Consider the following 15,511-nt stretch of genomic DNA (forward strand, 5'->3'; position numbering starts at 1 on the left):
GGCTCTCACCTCAACTCCCGCCCCGCATCGGGGCAGTCAGGAGCACTCCCAGCATGGCTGAGAACGTCGTTCACCTCTACAAGACACCCGAACCCATTGACCCGGAAGCGCAGGTCACGACGCTGACCGTGGTTCCGGACGCGCCGCCCGCACGGACCGTGCCGCTGTGGGTGCGCTCCGGCCGCGCGGTGAAGACCGCCGCCACCCACCAGCGCACCAGGAGCGCCGGCCGCGCGGTTGCCCGGCACGGCCTGTACACGTTCAACGGGGGCCGGATCGTGGCCCGCCGCACCTGGGACGGGCGTACCGGCGCCCGCTACGAGCGCATGATCCGGGCCGCCGAAGCCGCAGGGAACAACGAGCTGGCGGAGGAATGGGAAGAGCGTCTCCAGCGCTTCCGCGACGCTCGCCACCGCCGGCGCATGGATCTGCTGCACTCCCCGATCGAGGTCGCCAAGGGCGCCGCCGTTGGCACCGGCATGGGCACCGGGGCCCTGGTCGCGCTCGGGATCGTGATGGCCATCAACAACGGCGACGTCAAGGACGTCATCACCCCACTCGCCGCCACCATCGACTTCATCGCCCTGCTCATCCGGATCGTGCAGATCGTGTGGGGTCCCGCGCTATTCCTCGGACCGCTGTTCGCCCTGCTCGCCCTGTGGGCCGTCGGCTCCAAGCAGCAGGCAGCCCCTCAGTGGGCACTCCCGGCCAACGCACGATCGAGCGAGGGTGAGCCGATCACCCCCTCGATCGTGGTCAAGGCCCTGCGTGACCTGGGCATCCCCGCCCTGCGCACGGCCATCAAGGAGATGGGCGATGCCGGCGCGTCGATGCTCGGGCCGATCCGGATCGCTGGATGCGGCGTGGAAGTCGACGTGACCCTGCCGTCCGGGGTGGCCACGAACGAGGTGCAGGGCCGTCGGCGCAAGCTCGCGGAGAACCTGACCCGGCACGAGCACGAGGTGTTCATCATGATCCCCGAGGCGGCCCGCACGGTCCGCCTGTGGATCGCCGACTCCGGGGCGCTCGACGAGCCGATCGGGCCGTCGCCGCTGGTCACCGACGAGACGATGACCGCCGACTACAAGAAGGGCCGCGCCCCGTGGGGTTTGGACCTGCGTGGGGATGCGGCCGAACTGAGCGTGTATCAGCGGCACATGCTGGTCACCGGCCGATCCAACCAGGGTAAGACCGCCGCCCTGCGCGCGCTCGCGCTGTGGCTGTCCCTGGACCGCTCCGTGCAGTTCTGGCTTGCCGACCTCAAGGGCGTCGGCGACTGGAGCATGTTCGAGGGCATCGCCGACGTGCTGATCGAGGGCCCCTCCGACCAGCACGTGATCGAGGCGACCGAGATGGTCGAGGACGCCGTGACCGAGATGAACCGGCGGATCGAGGCCCGCCGCATCGACCCCAGCGCGGTCTTCCCGCCGCTGATCGTGCTGGTCGATGAGGCACAGAAGGCGTTCATGTGCCCGGCCATCGACGAGCAGAAGCGCCCCTACGGCGGCTCCAAGGCCACCAGCCGGTACTTCATGGCCGTCCGGGAGATCCACAACCAGGGTCGTGCGGTCGACGTGCTGATGTGGCAGGGCACCCAGGACCCCACCGACCAGAACCTTCCCAAGCTGGTCCGCGAGGGCGCCCACACCCGGGCCTCCCTGGTCCTGGGCAGTGAGTCCCAGGCGAAGATGGCGCTCGGGGACAAGGCCGTTGAGGACGGGGCCGCCCCGCACATGCTGCGCCAGGGCCTGGACAAGGGAACCCTGGTCGTGGCCTCGGACGGCATCGAGATGCCCAAGGGCCAGTCGTCCATCACGGTCCGCACGCACTTCATCGACGACGACCCCGCCGACGCCATCGCAGAACGCGCCCGCGCGCTCCGTGGCGGCGTCACCACGCTGCGCGTCATGGACCGCAGCGAACCCCGCGACCCGCTCGCCGACATCGCCAGCGTGGTCGGGGCGGACGCGCGGGTGCTCACCCAGGACGTCCTCAAGCGGCTCGGTGTGCTCGACGTGGACACCTACGGCAAGTGGTCGTTCCTCGACCTTAAGCGCGTTCTCGACAGCACCGGAGCCGAGCCCTACAAGTCCGACGGCCGCATGGTCGTCGGCCGTGACCGGCTCGCCCGCGCCCTCGCCAACCGCGACGAGCAGGGTTCCGCTTCCGCCTCCGAGTGACAGGGAGCCGACCCCGCCCGGGGCAGGGAGGCAGGGAGAACTCCCTGACCCCCTCCCTGACCCGCCTCCCTGCACCTGACCTGCACAAATGATCAGTCAGGGAGTCAGGGAGGCACCCCAGGTCAGACCCCGAAAAACCCCTCCACAGAGCACCCCCAAGGGGGTGCCTCAACCTCCCTGACCCTGCACCGGAAGGGATTCCGCATGTACCCCGAGCCTGCCCAGCACGCCCCCGCTCATGGGGTCGTGGAGGTCCACCAACCCACCCCCATCACTCCCGCCGCCGTGACGCCGGCGCCGCTCGTTCCCCTCCAGCCGGGCACCGTCCCGGCCGTGGCGAGCGTGGTCATGCCGGACGGCCGCGTGGTCACCGGCTACGCCATGAGCCCCATGCAGCCAGAACCCGTCGCGGCCAAGCCCGTCGTCTCCCGCGCCGCGGTGAACGTCGCCCTCGGGGGCGTCGGGTTCCTCGCCGCGTGCGGCGGACTGCTCCTACTCACCACGTTCATCACGGCACTGACCGCACTGATCACTCAGCTCATCGTCCTCGCCGCCGTGATCTTCGGCGGATGGATCGCCGTTCAGGTCTTCAGCGCGAGCAGCCACAAGGGCGGCACCACCGTCAACATCCGCAAGGCCGTGATCAAACGCAACCACTTCCACGGCTGAGAGGCAGGGATCTTGTGACCGCCCCGCCCCAGGCACAGCGGCTTCGCATCGAGCCGATGAAGTGGAAGACCGCGTGCGCCTACGTCGAGGCGCACCACCGCCACCACGACCCGCCACAAGGGCATCAGTTCTCCCTCGGGGTCCGCGCCGACGACGGTCGCGTGGTCGGCGTAGCCATCGTGGGCCGTCCCGTCAACCGCAACTTCGACAACGGGCTCACCGTTGAGGTGACCCGCGTCGCGACGGACGGCACCGCGAACGCCTGCTCGGCTCTGTACGCAGCGGCCTGGCGCACCGCCCGCAGCGCTGGCTACCGCCGCGCCATCACCTACACCCAAGACCGCGAGAGCGGTGCGAGCCTGCGCGCCGCCGGCTGGCGCAAGGTCACTGATCTCCCCGCTCGCCCCGGATGGAATGCCCCCAGCCGCCCCCGCCACGCACGGGGAACGGAAAACGTCGCCCGAGCCCTGTGGGAGATCACCACACACAACGCGTCGTCCCTGCCCGAACCGCGTGACGAAACCCGTGATGAAACGCCCACGCCTGGACGCCGAAAGCGCTGCCCAGAGTGCACGAGCCCCATCGCGGCAGCTGCCACCGGACGCCCCCCGCGCTACTGCTCACCGGCCTGCCGCCAACGCGCCTACCGCCGCCGCCAACGCTGAAGCCAAGAACGGAGATCCATGTTCGACATCCGCATCATCTGCGACCCCGCCGACGAACCCGAGATCGTCCACGCCCTGACCACCGCGTTCGAGTGCGACCCCATCGAGCGGCGGACCGCCCGCGGCGGACCCCGCATCCGCCTCTACACCAAGGCGTTCCACCCCAACCCCGCCGCCCTGCTCAATGAGCCCGAGACCACCAACCGATCAGTGAGCACGGAAGAGCAGCCCGAAACCGTCCGCTACACCGCCGACGTGGTGTGCATCCGAGGAGGAGCCGTCCTGCTGATCGAGCGGGGATGGCCGCCCCACAAGGGACAACTCGCCCTGCCCGGCGGGCACGTCGACCCCGTCGAGACCTCCCGCACCGCCGCCGCGCGCGAGCTGCTGGAGGAAACCGGCGTCCGTGTCGACCCCGACGACCTGGACCTGATCGGCATCTACGACACCCCCGACCGTGACCCCCGCGGCCGGTACGTCACCGCCGCCTACCTGGTGACCGTCCCCGACGACACCACCGCGCAGGCCGGAGACGACGCCGCCGCCATCCACTGGACATCGCTCGACGACACCGGGTTTCTCGCCTTCGACCACAGCGACATCGTGGCCGCCGCACGACGCCGGCACACCGCCCCCTTCTAGCTACGCCAAGGGCGGCCCCCGCATCTCGCCAAAGAACCGGGGCCGCCCTTGTCCACCTGCCATCAACAGACCTGTGGAGGTCTCCCAGCATGACGCAACCGACCGACATCCGGGGAGAGCACCTGCGTACCGCTCTCTCCCTGGCAGCCTCCGGCGTGCCGGTGCTGCCGTTACGGGCCAAGGCGCCGTTCGGGAACTGCCGCCGCTGCGCCGACAACGCGTGCGGCGGCCGGCCGAACATGAAGACCGCCGGGCCCTGCGCCTGCCCCGGCCCCTGCCACGCATGGGCCGCCGCAACCACCGACCCGGACGTCATCCAGTCCGGCGTCTGGCGCCACGCATGGATGCGGGCGACCGGTGTCGCCTACCACCCGGGCGGGGCGTTGCTGACGGTCGTGGACCTGGACAACGCCGACGCGGTGATGTGGGCCCGAGCGAACCTGCCCGCCACACAGACCGTGCCCAGCACCCGTGGTGAGCACTGGATCTACCAAGGCCCCATGCGCTCCGTGAACGCGGTCCGGCCCGGCATCGACATCAAGTCCACCATGGCCTACGCCCGTTGGCTCGGTCCCGGCTCCGGCGTCACGGCCGCCCTCCCGGACGCCGTGCGCGCACTGGCAGTAAAAGTAAAGGAGCCGTCTGCGGCCCGCAGGGCGCCACAGACGCTCACAGCGCCCCTCACGGGAGGACAGGGCGAGTGCCGCCACCGCACGCCCACCTACCTCGAACGTGGCATCGTCATGGCGGAGCAGCGCATCAGCGAAGCCCGCAGCGCGATTCACACCACCGTCTACCGCACCTTCCTCGCCGTGCTGTCCACCCATGGCCGGTGTGGCTGCCTCACCGAGGCTCACGTCGCGCGGCTGTTCACCGCCGCGCAGGCCAAGGGCGAAACCCCGAGGCACTGCACCGACGCGTGGATCAACGCCCTCACCGCTCTGGGGATGTAGCCATGTCCGAGGACGAAAAGAACCCCGCACGGCAGGTCATCACCGACTACGCGCAAGCGCACTTCCGCTACTTCCGCACCGTCGACGGGACCGTGTACGCGCAGCGCAACGGCCACCCCGTCGCCCGCCCGATCCGCTCCCAGGGCACCACCGGCAGCCACCGCCAAGAACTCATGGTCGGCCTGTTCAGGGACGGACTGGGTGTCTTCAACGGAACCGCGCTCAAGGAGGCGCTCGACTTGATCGAAGCACTCGCACTCACCGAGGACGTACAGCCCACCCACATCCGCGTCGCTCCCGGATTCGACGGCGCGACCTGGCTCGACCTGGGCCGCGACGACGGCACGTCCGTCCGCATCCACCCCACCGGATGGGACATCCTCACCCCCGACCCGCAAGAGGTGTGCTGGCGGCGCACCCAGCTCACCGGCGAACTCCCCGTACCCGCCCGCGACACCAACGGCAAGGGCATCGACGCGCTGCTGCGGCTCTGCAACTTCGCCGGCGCCGAGACGGAGTGCCTGGCCATCGCCTGGCTGATCGGCTGCCTGGAGCCGTCCGTGCCCGTGCCGGCCCCGTTCCTCACCGGCCCCCAAGGAGCGGGCAAGTCCACCGGCGGCCGGATGCTGGTGCGGATCATCGAGGGGATGAGCGGGGACCTGCGGCGGGCACCGAAGGACGAGGAGAACATGATCACGGCCGTCGCTGCCGGCTGGGTGACCGCCCTGGACAACCTCTCTCACCTGTCCCCGGACCTGTCCGACCTCATGTGCTGCATCGTCACCGGAGCCGAGAGCATCAAGCGCGCGCTGTTCACCGACGGGGACGTCGTCCGCTCCCGCTACCGCCGCCCCATGCTCCTGACCGGCATCGACGTCGGCGTCATCCGCCCCGACCTCGCCGAACGCCTCCTCCCACTCCGACTCGTAAGGCCACGGGTGCGGCGCACCGAGGCCGAACTGTGGACGGAGTACGCGGACATCCTCCCGGTCGTGCTCGGCTCCCTGCTCGACCTGACCGTGAAGGTCCGCGCAGCTGAGGCGGAGACACCGACCGACCTGCGCATGGCGGACTTCGCCCACCTGTGCGCGCAGCTCGACGCGGCAACCGGCCTCGGCGCACTGGCCGCCTACCGGGCCAGCCTGGACGACCTCAACGACGACGTCATCGAGGGCGACCTTCTCGCACAGACCGTGCTGGCGCACGCAGCGGACATGGAAGCGGGAGCCGAGCAGCAGATGACGTCCACCCAGTGGCTGCACTGCCTCAGCGGCGTCTACACCGCGGACGACCTGCGCCCGCTACCCAAGGGCTGGCCGACCACCGGCAAAGTGCTCTCCGACCGCCTCAAGCGGCTTCAGCCGACCCTCGCGGCCCGAGGCGTCCTCATCGACTTCGGCCGCACCCGAGAAGGCCGCTACACCGTCATGACCCGCCAACCGGCCCCACCAGCCCACGAACAGCAGCGCTTTTCTGGCTCCTGACCGCACAAGCAAGAGGAGCACCCGTCGCCATGTGTGCTCCTCTTGCTGTTCGGCGGCGGCGCCGCCCTGCGCTGGACGTGCCGCGTAGCGGCTCCTTCTTCACGCACTGAGCCGCACCACACCACCAACAAAACACCCCTCCTTTTTCCCTAAGTAGGGAAGCGCTGCGTCACAGCGTCACACGATCATGAAAACCCCCTCGTGACCTGCACAGACGAGCGTGACGCAGACGGTGATTCCTGCGTCACGCCTGCGGCACCGCGTCACGCGTGACGGACAGCCTGCGTCACCCGTGACGCACCCCGAGCGCCCTGCGTCACGCAAACCCGCAGGTCAGCGGTCTGAATGACGCAGGTGACGCTGTGACGCAGAAATCCGAACCTCGGACACACAGCCAGGCCCTCCCCGACTGGAGTACCTATGGCACAGCCGACAGCCCCCGACCCCCGCGCCACCCTTCGGGGCGGCCTCCCCGACCGGTACCTCAACCCCGACGACGTCGCTGAGATCTTCGACGTCCCCAAAGAGACCCTCTACCAGTGGCGCAAGAAGCGCGTTGGACCGCCCAGCTTCCGCATCGGCAAGCACGTCCGCTACGACCCCGCCGACGTACTCGCCTACGTCACTGGTCGGAAGAACGCCGACCACAACGCCGCCTGACAAACCCACCAGATACCGAGGGGAGAGCCGCTGCTAGCGGCTCTCCCCTCGGTATCTGAGAAAGGACCGCCGCGCATGGCAGGTCACATTCAAGACCGCTGGTACAAGACCGAAGCCAACGCTGCCGGCAAGACCGTTCGGGTCAGGACCGAGCGCCACGGTAAGGGCATGCGGTATCGCGCCCGCTACGTCGGCCCTGACGGTACTGAGAAGTCCAAGAGCTTCCCCGACGGACAGAAGCGTGTTGCTGAAACGTGGCTTAGCCACATTGAGGCGGACATGTCGCGCGGCCAGTACATCGACCCGCGTGCCGGTCGCCTAACAATCCGGCAGCACGCTGATCGTTGGTTGGCATCGCTCACCCAGGACCCCGGCACCTTCGTGGGCACCGAGCAGCGAATCCGTCTGCACGTCCTGCCGCACCTCGGCAGCCGATCGCTCGACTCGCTGAGGCCCGTCCACATCCGCGAGTGGTTGCGGAGGCTCCAGGATGGGGGAGTGGCACCCGCCTATCAGCGGGTGATCTTCGCGAACTTCAACGCGATGCTTGGGGCGGCCGTCGACGACCGTCTGATCCCGGAGAACCCGTGTCGTTCCTCCTCCGTAAAGGTGCCCAAGCTCGAACCGCGCCGCATCGTGCCGTGGCCACGTGAGCGCGTCTTGGCAGTTCGTTCCGCGCTGCCGGAGCGCTATCGCGGCATGGTGGACCTGGCTGGCGGCTGCGGCATGCGGCAGGGCGAAGTGCTCGGGCTTGCGGCGGACGACGTGGATTTTGTCGAGGGCGTAGTTCACGTCGTCCGCCAGGTGAAGCTCATCAACGGCCGGCAGGTGTTCGCGCTGCCCAAGGGCGGCAAGACGCGCACGGTACCTCTGCCGGAATCCGTAGCTCAGGCCCTAGAGGCACACATCGCGCGGTACCCGCCCGTCGCTGTGACGCTGCCGTGGCGGTCGGTGGATGGTCCTCCGACTACGGCGAGGCTGTGCTTCCCCAACGCTGAGGGCCGCGCTGTCATCCGCACCACCTTCAACACCAAGTCGTGGCAGCGCGCCCTCGACACGGCGCGCGTGCCGCGCGGCCGTGAGAACGGGATGCACGCGCTGAGGCACTTCTACGCGTCCGTGCTGCTGGACGCGGGGGAGAGCGTCAAGGCCCTGTCGGAGTACCTGGGGCACCATGACCCTGGCTTCACGCTGCGGACGTACACGCACCTGATGCCGAGCAGCGAGAAGCGGACGCGGGAGGCAGTGAACCGGGCCTTCGAGGGCGGCCCGGACCGCGATGACGGCCCCACGACGGCCCCGAGGGGCCGAAAGTGAGGGAAACGCGCAGGTCAGAAGGGAAACTCCGTCAGTAGCGCTCGTTGAGATACCCCAGGAGCTCGTCGTGCAGCAGGCCGTTCGACGCGGCCGCGTTGCCGCTGTGGGGGCCGGGGCGGCCGTCGAGGCCGGTGAAGGTGCCGCCTGCCTCGGTCACGACGATCGCGGTGGCGGCCATGTCCCACAGGGACAGTTCGGGTTCGGCGCACAGGTCCACCGAGCCCTCGGCGACCATCATGTACGGCCAGAAGTCGCCGTACGCGCGCGTGCGCCACACCTCGCGCGTGAGGTCGAGGAAGCCGTCGAGGCGCCCCTGCTCCTCCCAGCCGCTGAGTGAGGAGTACGCGAACGAGGCGTCCGTCAGTTTCGAGACGCGGGAGACGCGCAGGCGGGAGGCGGAGGACAGGCTGCGGCCCGTGAACGCGCCGTGCCCCTTGGCGGCCCACCAGCGGCGGCCGAGGGCGGGGGCGGAGACGAGGCCCACGACCGGCTGGTAGCCGCCCTCCGAGGCCTCGGTCAGGGAGATGAGGGTGGCCCAGACCGGGACGCCGCGTACGTAGTTCTTGGTGCCGTCGATCGGGTCGATCACCCAGCGGCGGGGGCCGGTGCCCTCGATGCCGTACTCCTCTCCGAGGACCGCGTCTCTCGGGCGGGCGCGCTGGAGCTGTCCGCGGATGAGGTCCTCGGCGGCCTTGTCGGCCTCGCTCACCGGGGTCATGTCCGGCTTGGTCTCGACCTTGAGGTCGAGTGCCTTGAAGCGGTCCATGGTCGCGGCGTCGGCGGCGTCCGCGAGGACGTGGGCGAGGCGGAGATCGTCGAGGTAGTCCGGCATGGAACGAACGCTATCTGTCGTGGTCGGGCTGGGGCTACAGGGCCCGGTGGATCAAGTCGCCGGGCCGAGAGCCCGCGCACCCCGGCCGAATGGCGCCCCCGCGTGCCCTCGCGAACCCTTGACAGTGCCGCTGTGCGCGTCAAATCTGGGCGCAGAGCCGCTCCTCCCCAGGAGGCGATGATGCCTGCAGCGCGGGAATCCCTGCTGGACGCCGCTTACGCGGCGCTGGCGCGCAGGTCGTGGTCTGCCGTGCGGATGGTGGACGTGGCCGCCGCGGCCGGCGTGTCCCGGCAGACGCTGTACAACGAGTTCGGGAGCAAGGAAGGCCTGGCCCGCGCACTCGTGAGGCGAGAGGCCGACGGGTACCTCGCCGGCGTCGAACGCGCCCTCGCCACCCCCAGCGACGCCCGCGACCGGCTCACCGCCACCGCGGAGTGGACCGCCGGACTCGCCCGCGACAACGCCCTCGTCCGCGCCATGCTCACCGGCTGCTGGAGCGAGCGGCTGCCCTCGCCGACCCTGTCCGCGGTCCCGTCCTCCTCCGCCGTGCCGGCCCAGCGGCGGGCCGACGGGCCGCTTCCGTCACCCGGCGACTTCGTGGGCATGGTCCGCGACCGTGCCGTGGCGGTCCTCGCCGGCCCCGGCGTCAACAAGTCCGACACGGCCGACCTCGCGCGCTCCTGCGAACTCGTCGTCAGGCTGGCCCTGTCCTGCGTCGCCGCGCCACCCGGCGAGGGCGGTGTCGCCGACCTCGTACGCAGCGCGCTGCACCGGCAGTTGGCGAGCTGACCGCGGCCGGAACCGGGCTCAGTGCGCCGAGCCCGACAGCTGCAGGCCGACGACCCCCACGATGACCAGGCTGATCGACACGATCTTCAGCGTCGACACGATGTCACCGAGGAAGATCATCCCGTAGATCGCCGTACCCGCCGCCCCGATCCCCGTCCACACCGCATACGCCGGCCCCACGTCCAGCTTCCTCAGGGCCAGCGTCAGCAGCCCGAAACTGCCGAGGGCGAAGATGCAGAACGCGACCGTCGGCCACAGGCGGCTGAAGCCGTGCGACAGCTTCAGGCAGACGGCGAACCCGGTTTCGAGCAGCCCCGCCACGATGACCAGCAGCCACGCCATGTGCTGTCCTCCCGTATCCCCGCGTTCTGTGACCGCTTCGTCAGGTTAGTCAGGATTTGGTCAGGCTTGGTTCCGGCTCGGTGCGATTATGCCCTTACCAGCCCTACAGGGAGACAAACAACGCGGAGGTCAGTCGCCTTCCTCCGTCGGCCGCTCAGTCACCTTCCGTGGGTTCGCGCGTCGCCAGCAGCCGCCGCAGCGAGTACAGCCGTGCCTGATCGGCGTGCCCCTCCGCCACCCAGTCGTCCAGCGCGCAGTCCGGTTCATCATGACTGCACGCACGCGGGCAGCCCTCGGTTCCCGGTTCCAGGTCGGGGAACGCGTGGATCACCCGGGACGGGTCGACATGAGCCAGGCCGAAGGAGCGGACGCCGGGGGTGTCGATCACCCAGCCGTCCACCTCCGCCAGCGGCAGTGCCAGCGCGGACGTCGTCGTGTGCCGGCCCCGGCCCGTCACCGCGTTCACATGACCTGTGGAGCGCCGCCGTTCCTCCGGCACCAGCGCGTTCACCAGCGTCGTCTTACCGACACCGGAGTGTCCGACGAACGCCGTGACCCTGCCGCCCAGTTGCTCCCGTACGCGGTCCGCCGCGCCGCCGTTCTCCAGCTCGTCGCGGCTGGTGACGACGTACGGGATGTCCAGGTCGCCGTACAGCTCAAGGAGTTTGGCGGGTGGGGCCAGGTCCGACTTCGTCATCACCAGCAACGGTTCCAGGCCGCCGTCGAACGCCGCCACCAGACAGCGGTCGATCAGCCGCGGCCGCGGCTCGGGGTCGGCGAGGGCGGTGACGATGGCGAGTTGGTCGGCGTTGGCCACGACCACGCGCTCGAAGGGATCGTCGTCGTCGGCCGTCCGTCGCAGCACCGACGTCCGCCCTTCGATCCGTACGATCCGCGCGAGGGTGTCCTTCTTGCCGGTCAGATCGCCGACCAGTGCCACCCGGTCACCGACGACCGCGGCCTTGCGGCCCAGTTCGCGGGCCTTCATGGCCATCACGATCCGGTCGTCCACGAGGACGGTCAGACGGCCCCGGTCGACGGTGAGGACCATGCCCTCGGCGGCGTCCTCGTGCTTGGGGCGGATGTTCGTACGGGGCCGGGTGTTCCGACGGCCGGGACGGGTGCGGATGTCGTCCTCGTCGGTGTGCTTGCCGTAGCGGCGCATGGCGGTGTCCCTAAGCCCCGAGCATCCCGGTCCACAGTTCCGGGAAGTCCGGGAGGGTCTTCGCCGTCGTCGCCACGTTCTCGATCCGTACGCCCTCGACCGCGAGGCCGATGATCGCGCCGGCCGTCGCCATGCGGTGGTCCTCGTAGGTGTGGAAGACCCCGCCGTGCAGGCGGCGCGGGCGGATGTGCAGACCGTCGGCGGTCTCGGTGACGTCGCCGCCGAGTTCGTTGATCTCCTTGGTCAGCGCGGCCAGGCGGTCGGTCTCGTGCAGCCGCAGGTGCGCGACGCCGCGCAGGGTGGACGGGGAGTCCGCGAGGGCCGCGACCGCGGCGATGCCCGGGGTGAGCTCGCCGACCTCGCTCAGGTCCACGTCGATGCCGTGGAGGGCACCCGAACCGGTGAACACGAGCCCGTACTCGTTGAGTTCGCAGGTACCGCCCATCTCGGTGAAGATCTCGCGCAGCCGGTCACCGGGCTGGGTGGTCCGGGTCGGCCAGTCCGGGACGAGGACCTTGCCGCCGGTCACCAGCGCCGCCGCCAGGAACGGCTGGGCGTTGGACAGATCCGGCTCGATGGTCAGGTCACGGCCGAGCAGGGCGCCCGGCGTGACCCGCCAGACGTTCGGCTCGCCGCCCGACTCCGGGGTGTCGACCTGGGCGCCGACCGCGCGCAGCATGTCGACGGTCATGCGGATGTGCGGCATGGAGGGGAGGGAGGAGCCGGTGTGCCGGACCTCCACGCCCTGGTTGAAGCGCGGGCCGGACAGCAGCAGAGCCGAGACGAACTGGGACGACGACGAGGCGTCGACCTCCACCGGGCCGCCCTCCAGCGCACCCCCGCCATGGACCGTGAGCGGCAGCGCGCCGCGCCCGTCGTCGTCGATCCGGGCACCGAGGACGCGCAGGGCGTCGATCACTCCGTGCAGAGGACGCTCGTACGACCTGGGGTCGCCGTCGAAGCGGATGGGGCCGTCGGCCAGCGCGGCGACCGGCGGCAGGAAGCGCATCACCGTGCCGGCGTTGCCGACGTCGACCGTGGCCGGGCCCCGCAGGCCCGCGGGGAGCACCCGCCAGGCCTCGCCGGTGCCCTCGGGTCCCACGCCCTCCTCGATACCGACGCCCATCGCCCGCAGCGCGCCGGCCATCAGCAGGGTGTCGCGGGAACGCAGGGGGCGGCGCAGCCAGCCGGGCTCGCTCGCCAGGGCGGCGAGGACGAGGGCGCGGTTGGTGACCGACTTGGACCCCGGCACGTGGACCGTCGCGTCGACGGCTCCGCTCGCGTGCGGGGCGGGCCATAGGGCGGCGTGGGCGGCGGGGTTTTGGGCCATGGGTTCACTTTATAAGGAGGGGGTGGTGCAGGCCGTTGTTCGGGTGCGGCGCCGTTGGGGCTGGTCGCGCCCGCGCGGCGGAGCGCACAGCGGGACAGCCCCGCGCCCCTCGAGGCCGGCCGTCACACCCCGAGCAGCCAGCGACCGCCGCCTATCAGCGAGCACAACGACACCGCGTGGAACAGGAAGAACCACAACCACGCCGGCACATGCGTCAGGCGCGACAGCTGGTCCGCGTCCGAGTCCCCCGCCCCGCCCCGGGACCTCTTCGCCTGCAGCTCGAACGCCGGGCGCACCCCGCCGACCAGCAGGAACCACACCACCACGTACGCGAACGCCGCCTGTACCTGAGGTCCGGTCAGCCAGGACACCAGGACGAAGGTGCCGCCGGTCACGAACACCGTCAGCGCCCCGTACGCGTTCCGGATCATCACCAGCATCGCCACCAGCAGGGCTGTCGCCAGCCACAGCAGGAGCGTGATCCGGCCCCCGCCCAGCAGGGCGGCGCCGCCGAGGCCCAGCAGCGGGGGAGCCGTGTAGCCCGCGGCCGCGGTGAGGATCATTCCGATGCCGTGCGGCTTGCCGCGGCTGACGGTGAGGCCGCTGGTGTCGGAGTGCAGGCGTATGCCGGTCAGCGTCCGGCCGGTCAGCAGCGCGATCAGGCCGTGGCCGCCCTCGTGGGCGATGGTGATGGCGTTGCGTGAGAGACGCCACAGCGGGTGCGGGATCACAACGGCCAGCGCGACGACCAGGGCGGCGATCACCACCCACAGGTCGGGGTCGGGCTGAGTACCGGAGACCTCGTCCCAGAGGGAGGCGAGCGAGGCGGATGCGGTGCTGTCCATGTAAGGCGGTGGCTCCCTGTGGGCGAGTCAAAGGGGTCGGCGCGTAGTGTCGTCGTTGACGGGTGGTGGTCGGGCGGCGGGTGGGCCTGGCAGTGTGGCACGTATGTGCGGACGGTATGCGGCGAGTCGTGGGCCCGAGGATCTCGCAGGAATCTTTGAGATCGAGAAGTGGGAGCCCGAGGAGACCCTCGATGCGGATTACAACGTGGCTCCGACCAAAGAAGTTCACGTCGTCCTCGACCGTCCTTTGAAAGACGCGGACGACCCGCGGCCGGTTCGCCAGCTGCGCAAGCTCAAGTGGGGCCTGGTGCCCAGCTGGTCCAAGACCCCCGAGAGCGCCTTCAAGATGATCAACGCCCGCGCGGAGACGGTGCACGAGAAGCCGTCGTACCGGCGGGCCTTCAGCTCCCGGCGCTGCATCATCCCCGCCGACGGCTACTACGAGTGGGTCACCGGCACGCAGGAGCGGGACCTGGAGGTCGAGGGGAAGCGGAAACGGGCGCGCAAGCAGCCGTACTTCGTGCTGCCCGCCGACGGCTCGGTGTTCGCGATGGCCGGGCTGTACGAGTTCTGGCGGGACCGGACGCTGCCGGACGAGCACCCGCAGGCCTGGTGGGTGACCTGTTCCGTGATCACGACCGAGGCGGAGACGACGCCGCTGGCGGTGGCTCCCGCGGAGGGGCCGTCCGTGCTGGCCGACATCCACCCCCGGATGCCGCTGATGCTGACGCCGGACCGCTGGGACGCCTGGCTCGACCCGGCCCGCAAGGACCCGGAGGAGCTGCGGACACTGCTCGACCCGCCGCCCGCCGGGCTGATGCGTGCCTACCCCGTCTCCACGCTGGTCAGCAACGTCCGCAACAACGGCCCGGAGCTGCTGAAGGAGCTGGCGGGGCCCGAAGAGGGCACACTCTTCTGATGTGACGACCGAGTCTGACGTGACGACCGAGATCATGGGTACGGACGCCGGGGACGCCCGCATCACCTGGCACCCGGCGAAGAAGGCCCGGCTGGTGCTGGCCGTGAGCCACGGGGCCGGCGGCGGCATCGGGGCGCGGGACCTGCGGGCGCTCGCCCGGGCCCTCCCGGCCCACGGCGTGACCGTCGCCCTCGTGGAGCAGCCCTGGCGGGTGGCCGGCAAGAAGGTGGCGCCCGCGCCCAGGACCCTGGACGTCGGCTGGCGGGGCCTGTGGCCCGCGCTCGCCGCGCCCGGGCTGCCCGTGGTCTCCGGCGGGCGCAGCGCCGGCGCGCGCGTCGCCTGCCGTACCGCCACGGAGCTGGGCGCCCACGCCGTACTCGCGCTGAGCTTCCCCCTCCACCCGCCGGGCAAGCCCGAGAAGTCCCGCGCCGACGAACTGCTCGGGGCAGGAGTGCCCACCCTGGTGGTCCAGGGCGGGAACGATCCGTTCGGAAAGCCGGAGGAGTTTCCCGACGGTGACTTCGAGCTGGTCGAGGTGCCGTACGGCGATCACGGGTTCGCCGTGCCCAAGCGCGCGCCCCTCGATCAGGACGAGGCCGTGGCGATCGTCACGGACGCGGTCGTGAAGTGGGCCGGGTCACTCGGGTAAAGACTCGGGAATGTCGGGGCCCCGGGCTCTGTTGTGGCGGACAGCGGTGCTGAACCAGCAGCGCTCACGT

The 15,511-nt window shown here is 70.4% G+C and carries 16 protein-coding genes; 11 read left to right on the forward strand and 5 right to left on the reverse strand.

The features are described from left to right. The first annotated feature begins 53 nt into the window (after positions 1-53). From ACZ7M7_RS10600 to ACZ7M7_RS10635, 8 genes are all read left to right on the forward strand, one after another. Entirely contained in the window at positions 54-2,180 is a 2,127-nt protein-coding gene (locus tag ACZ7M7_RS10600; RefSeq protein WP_472114842.1) for an FtsK/SpoIIIE domain-containing protein, read from the forward strand. Between the two features lie 204 nt (positions 2,181-2,384). Then, positions 2,385-2,849, forward strand: coding sequence for a hypothetical protein (locus ACZ7M7_RS10605; RefSeq protein ID WP_472114845.1), 465 nt, complete (start codon positions 2,385-2,387; stop codon positions 2,847-2,849). A 56-nt stretch (positions 2,850-2,905) separates the two neighbouring features. Next, on the forward strand, positions 2,906-3,514 hold the full coding sequence (locus ACZ7M7_RS10610) for an XF1762 family protein (protein WP_472114848.1): 609 nt from the start codon (positions 2,906-2,908) through the stop codon (positions 3,512-3,514). An 18-nt stretch (positions 3,515-3,532) separates the two neighbouring features. Then, positions 3,533-4,156 (forward strand): NUDIX domain-containing protein, encoded by a 624-nt coding sequence (locus tag ACZ7M7_RS10615; protein WP_472114850.1) that lies wholly within the window; start codon positions 3,533-3,535, stop codon positions 4,154-4,156. An 89-nt stretch (positions 4,157-4,245) separates the two neighbouring features. Continuing rightward, positions 4,246-5,109, forward strand: a complete 864-nt coding sequence (locus ACZ7M7_RS10620; protein ID WP_472114853.1) for a bifunctional DNA primase/polymerase — start codon at positions 4,246-4,248, stop codon at positions 5,107-5,109. Between the two features lie 2 nt (positions 5,110-5,111). Then, positions 5,112-6,593 carry an ATP-binding protein gene (locus ACZ7M7_RS10625; RefSeq protein WP_472114856.1) on the forward strand — a complete coding sequence of 494 codons (1,482 nt, stop codon included), beginning with the start codon at positions 5,112-5,114 and terminating at the stop codon, positions 6,591-6,593. Between the two features lie 420 nt (positions 6,594-7,013). Further along, the gene (locus ACZ7M7_RS10630; RefSeq protein WP_433162463.1) at positions 7,014-7,253 is read left to right on the forward strand and encodes a helix-turn-helix domain-containing protein; all 240 of its coding nucleotides are present in this window, start codon (positions 7,014-7,016) and stop codon (positions 7,251-7,253) included. Positions 7,254-7,328: 75 nt separating this feature from the next. Further along, the gene (locus tag ACZ7M7_RS10635; protein ID WP_472114859.1) at positions 7,329-8,570 is read left to right on the forward strand and encodes a tyrosine-type recombinase/integrase; all 1,242 of its coding nucleotides are present in this window, start codon (positions 7,329-7,331) and stop codon (positions 8,568-8,570) included. A gap of 31 nt (positions 8,571-8,601) precedes the next feature. Here the strand turns inward: ACZ7M7_RS10635 and hisN are convergent, their stop codons facing one another. Continuing rightward, the gene (hisN, locus tag ACZ7M7_RS10640; RefSeq protein WP_328423638.1) at positions 8,602-9,402 is read right to left on the reverse strand and encodes a histidinol-phosphatase; all 801 of its coding nucleotides are present in this window, start codon (positions 9,400-9,402) and stop codon (positions 8,602-8,604) included. A gap of 177 nt (positions 9,403-9,579) precedes the next feature. Between hisN and ACZ7M7_RS10645 the strand changes: the two genes are divergently transcribed. After that, on the forward strand, positions 9,580-10,191 hold the full coding sequence (locus tag ACZ7M7_RS10645; RefSeq protein ID WP_472114862.1) for a TetR/AcrR family transcriptional regulator: 612 nt from the start codon (positions 9,580-9,582) through the stop codon (positions 10,189-10,191). Between the two features lie 18 nt (positions 10,192-10,209). Here ACZ7M7_RS10645 and ACZ7M7_RS10650 read toward each other — a convergent pair whose 3' ends face one another. The 4 genes from ACZ7M7_RS10650 to ACZ7M7_RS10665 form a co-directional block, all read right to left on the reverse strand. Next, positions 10,210-10,533: a DMT family transporter gene (locus ACZ7M7_RS10650; RefSeq protein ID WP_383602991.1), complete on the reverse strand. Its 324-nt coding sequence runs from the start codon at positions 10,531-10,533 to the stop codon at positions 10,210-10,212. A gap of 154 nt (positions 10,534-10,687) precedes the next feature. Continuing rightward, positions 10,688-11,698 carry a ribosome small subunit-dependent GTPase A gene (gene rsgA / locus ACZ7M7_RS10655; protein ID WP_383628236.1) on the reverse strand — a complete coding sequence of 337 codons (1,011 nt, stop codon included), beginning with the start codon at positions 11,696-11,698 and terminating at the stop codon, positions 10,688-10,690. Between the two features lie 10 nt (positions 11,699-11,708). Further along, positions 11,709-13,028 carry a 3-phosphoshikimate 1-carboxyvinyltransferase gene (aroA, locus tag ACZ7M7_RS10660; protein WP_383628238.1) on the reverse strand — a complete coding sequence of 440 codons (1,320 nt, stop codon included), beginning with the start codon at positions 13,026-13,028 and terminating at the stop codon, positions 11,709-11,711. A gap of 122 nt (positions 13,029-13,150) precedes the next feature. After that, positions 13,151-13,873 carry a M50 family metallopeptidase gene (locus ACZ7M7_RS10665; RefSeq protein ID WP_472114866.1) on the reverse strand — a complete coding sequence of 241 codons (723 nt, stop codon included), beginning with the start codon at positions 13,871-13,873 and terminating at the stop codon, positions 13,151-13,153. A gap of 103 nt (positions 13,874-13,976) precedes the next feature. Here ACZ7M7_RS10665 and ACZ7M7_RS10670 point away from each other — a divergent pair, with 103 nt between their 5' ends. Both ACZ7M7_RS10670 and ACZ7M7_RS10675 read left to right on the forward strand, forming a co-directional pair. After that, complete coding sequence (locus tag ACZ7M7_RS10670; RefSeq protein ID WP_383602979.1) at positions 13,977-14,792, forward strand: SOS response-associated peptidase; 816 nt, start codon at positions 13,977-13,979, stop codon at positions 14,790-14,792. A gap of 34 nt (positions 14,793-14,826) precedes the next feature. Then, positions 14,827-15,441 carry an alpha/beta hydrolase family protein gene (locus ACZ7M7_RS10675; RefSeq protein WP_472115222.1) on the forward strand — a complete coding sequence of 205 codons (615 nt, stop codon included), beginning with the start codon at positions 14,827-14,829 and terminating at the stop codon, positions 15,439-15,441. Positions 15,442-15,511: the final 70 nt, after the last annotated feature.

The organism is Streptomyces sp. NPDC111606, assembly GCF_055656945.1.